The sequence below is a fragment of the Paenibacillus sp. 01T422 genome (assembly GCF_056398785.1).
The window spans coordinates 1-5,095 of record NZ_JBFTQB010000441.1; the positions used below are offsets into that span (position 1 = coordinate 1).

5 protein-coding genes are annotated in these 5,095 nt (G+C 47.2%); all 5 read left to right on the forward strand.

What is annotated here, in order from left to right; all coding sequences use genetic code 11:
• Positions 1–6 precede the first annotated feature (6 nt).
• The gene (locus tag AC1DUA_RS22475; protein ID WP_477501900.1) at positions 7–714 is read left to right on the forward strand and encodes a metal ABC transporter ATP-binding protein; all 708 of its coding nucleotides are present in this window, start codon (positions 7–9) and stop codon (positions 712–714) included.
• Positions 660–1,547, forward strand: coding sequence for a metal ABC transporter permease (locus AC1DUA_RS22480; RefSeq protein WP_477501896.1), 888 nt, complete (start codon positions 660–662; stop codon positions 1,545–1,547). Before AC1DUA_RS22475 ends, AC1DUA_RS22480 begins: the two co-directional genes overlap by 55 nt.
• A gap of 39 nt (positions 1,548–1,586) precedes the next feature.
• Positions 1,587–2,549, forward strand: coding sequence for a metal ABC transporter substrate-binding protein (locus AC1DUA_RS22485; protein WP_477501897.1), 963 nt, complete (start codon positions 1,587–1,589; stop codon positions 2,547–2,549).
• Between the two features lie 29 nt (positions 2,550–2,578).
• Entirely contained in the window at positions 2,579–3,784 is a 1,206-nt protein-coding gene (locus tag AC1DUA_RS22490) for a GTP-binding protein (RefSeq protein ID WP_477501898.1), read from the forward strand.
• Between the two features lie 297 nt (positions 3,785–4,081).
• On the forward strand, positions 4,082–5,095 hold a 1,014-nt coding region (locus AC1DUA_RS22495; RefSeq protein ID WP_477501899.1), incomplete at its 3' end, for an ABC transporter substrate-binding protein.

Consider the following 5,095-nt stretch of genomic DNA (forward strand, 5'->3'; position numbering starts at 1 on the left):
GTACATATGTTTGTGGCTTCTTTGAAAGAGGTGGAGATCGGATATAACGATATTCCCTGCATACAAGATGCTAATGTTGAGATTCAATCAGGTGAATTTGTTGCAGTTACAGGTCCTAATGGCGCAGCGAAGTCAACCTTGCTGAAACTTATGTTGGGCTTGCTTGAGCCATGGAAGGGGAAGGTGTTCCTATCATCGGCGAATGAAGAGGGCAAGAAGCTGAGAGTTGGCTATGTATCTCAACAAATCTCAGCATTCAACAGCGGATTTCCAAGCACAATCCTTGAGTTTGTTCGTTCAGGCAGATACGCGAGCGGCTCGTGGTTCCGGAAGCTATTGATAGAAGATGACCGCTTGACGGAGATGGCACTGCGGCAGGTGGGTATGTGGGATTTGCGGAAGCGTAAAATAGGGGAACTCTCTGGGGGACAGAAGCAGCGGATATGCATCGCCAGAGCGCTCGCCCAAGAGCCGGATATGCTTGTGCTGGATGAGCCTACGACGGGGATGGATCAGGATAGTCGGTTCGGATTCTATGAACTTATGCACCACCAAGTCAAGGTTCACGGACGTACAGTTATTATGGTGACGCATAGTCTTGGCGAAGTAGCTCCTTATCTCAATCGAATCATTGAACTGGAAAGAAAGGAGGATGGCGGATGGAAATGCTGCACTACGACTTCATGCAGCGGGCATTTTGTGCCGGTGGGTTGATAGCGATAATAGGTTCCATTCTAGGCGTTTATCTGATGCTTCGAAGGCAGGCGCTTATGGCAGATATGCTCTCGCATGTCTCGTTGGCCGGCGTAGCGGGAGGTGCTTACCTGCACATCAACCCTACGTTATCTGGATTTGTTGTGGCAACTTTGGGGGCAATCGCAGTCGAATATGTGAGAAGGTCCTATAAATCCTATAGCGAGATTTCTGTTGCGATTATTATGGTTGGCGGGTTGTCTTCCGCTGTCATCATCATGAGCCTTACTCCAAGTGTCAACAAAGGGTTCTCTGCCTATTTATTTGGTTCCGTCGTTGCCGTCAATGAAATAGAGCTGCTGCTCATGTTCATCGTTGCCTTGATAGGAGGTATCTTCTTCTACGTATTTCGCCGGCCGCTGTACCAAATTACGTTCGATGAAGATACAGCCAAAACGAATGGACTGCCTGTAAGATGGATTTCACTTAGCTTTAGTGTTTTAACGGGCATGATCGTAGCCGCTGCAATGCCAATTGTTGGCGTGCTCCTCGTCTCCGCGCTAATTATTCTTCCCGCAGCACTAGCTATCCGTATAGCGCCTAGCTTCGTTTCGTCACTTTTTATCGCGATGGGGATTGGCTTGGTTGGTGTTTTTTCAGGCCTTACAGCTTCCTATGAATTAAGCACGCCGCCTGGCGGAACTATTGCGATTCTTTTATTAATCGTCTTAATAGCTGGTTTAAGTATCAAAAAGTTGATCGTAAAGTTCAGCAAAGCCAGTAATCAAAAAGAGCTTCAAGCCGAACAAACGGCTTTCAGCGCTCTGCTGCCATCATCTCAGGAGTCTGCTTAATCATTATCATTTCATACTTATTTGGAGGAATAAACGAAAATGGAAAAATCATGGCTTGTAAAATCACTCGTATTCACTGCCGTATCCACACTTATTTTATCAGGCTGCGCAGCCCAGTCCTCGACCACCGGTAAGCTAAACGTAGTCACCACTTTTTATCCGATGTATGAATTCACCAAGCAAGTAGCTGGAGAGCATGCAGACGTTATCGCTTTGATACCCGCTGGTGCCGAACCGCATGATTGGGAGCCGAGCGCCAAAGATATGAAGAAGGTGAGTAATGCGGATGTGTTTGTATTCAACGGAATCGTGGAAGGTTGGGCCGAACAAGCGCTAGCGGGTGCAGACAATCAGAAGCGTGTTGTTGTTGAAGCCAGCAAAGGCATTGAATTAATGGCAGGGCTGCCGGAAGAAGAGGAGGACCACAAAGAGGAAGGACACAAAGATGAAGACCACAAAGAGGCTGCTGATGGTAAAATCCTGGATCCTCACGTTTGGTTAAGTCCTGCTCTCGCTCAAAAAGAGGTGGAGTCCATTGTGGTTGGATTGACCCAAGCCGATCCCGCTCACACAGCGGACYATCGGAAAAATGCTGATGTCTTTATCGCGAAGCTCAAAGCCTTGGATGAGTCCTTCCGAACGGGTCTCAGTAATGTGAAAAAGAAAGATTTCGTGACACAGCATGCCGCATTCGGTTATCTGGCCAAAGAATATGGATTGACCCAAGTACCAATCGCTGGACTCTCGCCGGAACAAGAGCCCTCACCGGCCAGAATGGCCGAGATCATCGATTTTGCTAAAAAAAATCAAGTAAAGACGATTTTCTTTGAAACATTGGTCGATCCGAAGGTGGCTCAAACGATTTCCAAAGAAATCAATGCCAAAACGGATGTGCTTAATCCGCTAGAAGGTTTGACGGATGAAGACAAAAAGCAAAATTTGGACTACATCGCAATCATGACCAAAAACTTGGAAGCACTCAAGAAAGCTTTGAATGACTAATTTTGAATGACGAATAAAGGAGAATGAACATGTCAGATCATAAAATACCAGTTACTGTTTTGAGCGGGTACTTGGGTGCCGGTAAAACGACTTTGTTAAACCACGTTCTGCATAATCGGGATGGCTTGAAAGTTGCTGTCATCGTCAATGATTTAAGCGAAGTTAATATAGACGCTGGGCTTATTCGCGAGGGCAGCGGGCTGTCTCGGACTAATGAGAGTCTGGTTGAAATGTCCAATGGCTGCATCTGCTGCACGTTGCGAGACGATTTGCTGAGGGAAGTGGAGCGGCTTGCCAAAGAAAATACATTTGACTATATCCTGATTGAGTCAACCGGTGTCGGCGAACCCCTGCCAGTTGCTCAAACTTTTACCTACATCGATGAGGAGCAGGGCATAGATCTTTCCCAGTTCTGTCGGTTGGACAGCATGGTGACCGTTGTAGATGCCTATCGTTTCTGGACGGACTATTCCTCAGGTGAAACGCTGCTGGAGCGGAGCCAAGCGGTTGGGGATGACGACACAAGAGAAGTAGTGGATCTTCTGATCGATCAAATCGAATTCTGCGATGTGCTTATTATGAATAAATGCGACATGCTGGAGGAAGAGGAGCTGAATGAGTTAGAAGGCGTTCTGCGCACGCTGCAGCCCAAAGCCAGGTTTATTCGCTCTATTCATGGACAAGTGGCGCCAGCGGACATTCTGAATACGCATCTTTTTGACTTTGATGAAGTTAGCACATCCGCGGGCTGGATGAAGGAGCTGGCGAAGGAAAAGCATACGCCCGAAACCGAAGAGTATGGTATTTCTTCTTTCGTGTACGAAAGAGACCGGCCGTTCGAGCCTTCGCGGCTGATGAGCTGGATGGAGGATTGGCCTGCAGAGATCGTGAGAGCCAAGGGGATTATGTGGTTGGCTACTCGGAACAATCATGCTCAAAACTTGAGCCAAGCAGGTCCCTCGGTTCGGTTCGGACCCGCAGGGTATTGGATAGCTGCGCTTCCGGAAGAAGAGAGAGAAGCCATTCTCGAAGAGGATGCAGACCAGATACCGCACTGGGATGCCACTTACGGGGATCGCATGAATAAGGTCGTATTCATTGGGATAGAGATGGATCGGGCAGACATTACAGCCTCGCTCGATGCTTGTTTATTGACAGAGGATGAGATGCTCATCGATTGGCGTCAATTTGAAGATCAACTGCCGAACGCCATGATGGAATTCGAGGATGCATAGGTAATCTAGTTGGAGGCGGAACTATGTTCCGCTATTTGGCCAATTTCTGCTGAAAACGCAGCATGGAGGATAAATAAGAGCCTGTGGTTCCGCTCGGCGAGAAAACGGTTCGTTTTTCTCCTAATAAAGGACTCCAGTTCCCTTTAGTAAAAATTTAGCGGGGATTCCGACTCGATTTTTTGGGAATTTATTAAAAGTCGTAAGGGATTTCGATGAAATGAGTAATGACTAGTCGTCATTTTTGTGCTACTATTTCAATTAATCGTGCTACTGCACACGTGAACATTGAGAGGTGGAATGAAAATGAAACATCGACTAGTCATTTTTGTGCTGCTAATGGTTACTGTTATTTGGATTAGCGGCTGTACAGAGGAGAAGCCAAAACCTGTGGCAGATGCTAGCAAAAAAGAGCTCGTTCTAGCTATTGGCGGGGAGCCTGAAGCAGGTTTTGATCCAACAACGGGGTGGGGACGATATGGATCGCCTCTGTTCCAAAGCACATTGCTTAAACGTGACAGCAATTTGAATATTACGAATGATTTGGCGACGGGATATGAGGTTAGCCAAGATGGAATCATTTGGACAGTAAAATTGCGCAAGGATGTCAAATTCAGCGATGGTCAACCGTTAACATCAGAGGATGTTGTTTACACCTATCAAACCGCTGCGTCTAGCGGATCTGCTATTGATCTGAGCAATGTCCAACGTGTAGAAGCGCCTGATGAGGTAACTGTCAAATTTACACTGAAAGAACCGCAATCTACGTTTACGCAAATGCTTGTTTCAACAGGCATAGTCCCCAAACATGCTCACGGCAAGGAGTATGCCAACAAACCAATCGGCTCCGGTCCCTACAAATGGGTCCAGTGGGATAAAGGGCAGCAGCTGATTGTCGAATTGAATCAAGATTACTATGGGAAAAAGCCGTTTTTCGAAAAAATCACCTTCCTTTTCCTAGGTGAAGATGCCGCTTTTGCTTCAGCCAAAGCAGGAACGGTGGATATGGCTGCGATTCCTGCAGCATTCAGCAAGCAAACCGTGAACGGCATGGAGCTACGAACAGCAGCAACCGTGGACAATCGTGGCATCATGTTTCCTTACGTGAAATCCGGAGAGAAGACGAAAGACGGTTACCCGATCGGCAACGATGTCACAGCGGATGTGTCGATTCGTAAGGCTATTAATCTAGCACTCGATAGAAAAGCCTTGGTTCAAGGCGTTCTTGAAGGCCACGGAACTCCGGCTTATACCTTAAATGATGGACTTCCTTGGTTTAATCCCGTAGCTGTTTTTGCTGACGCGGATCTGCAA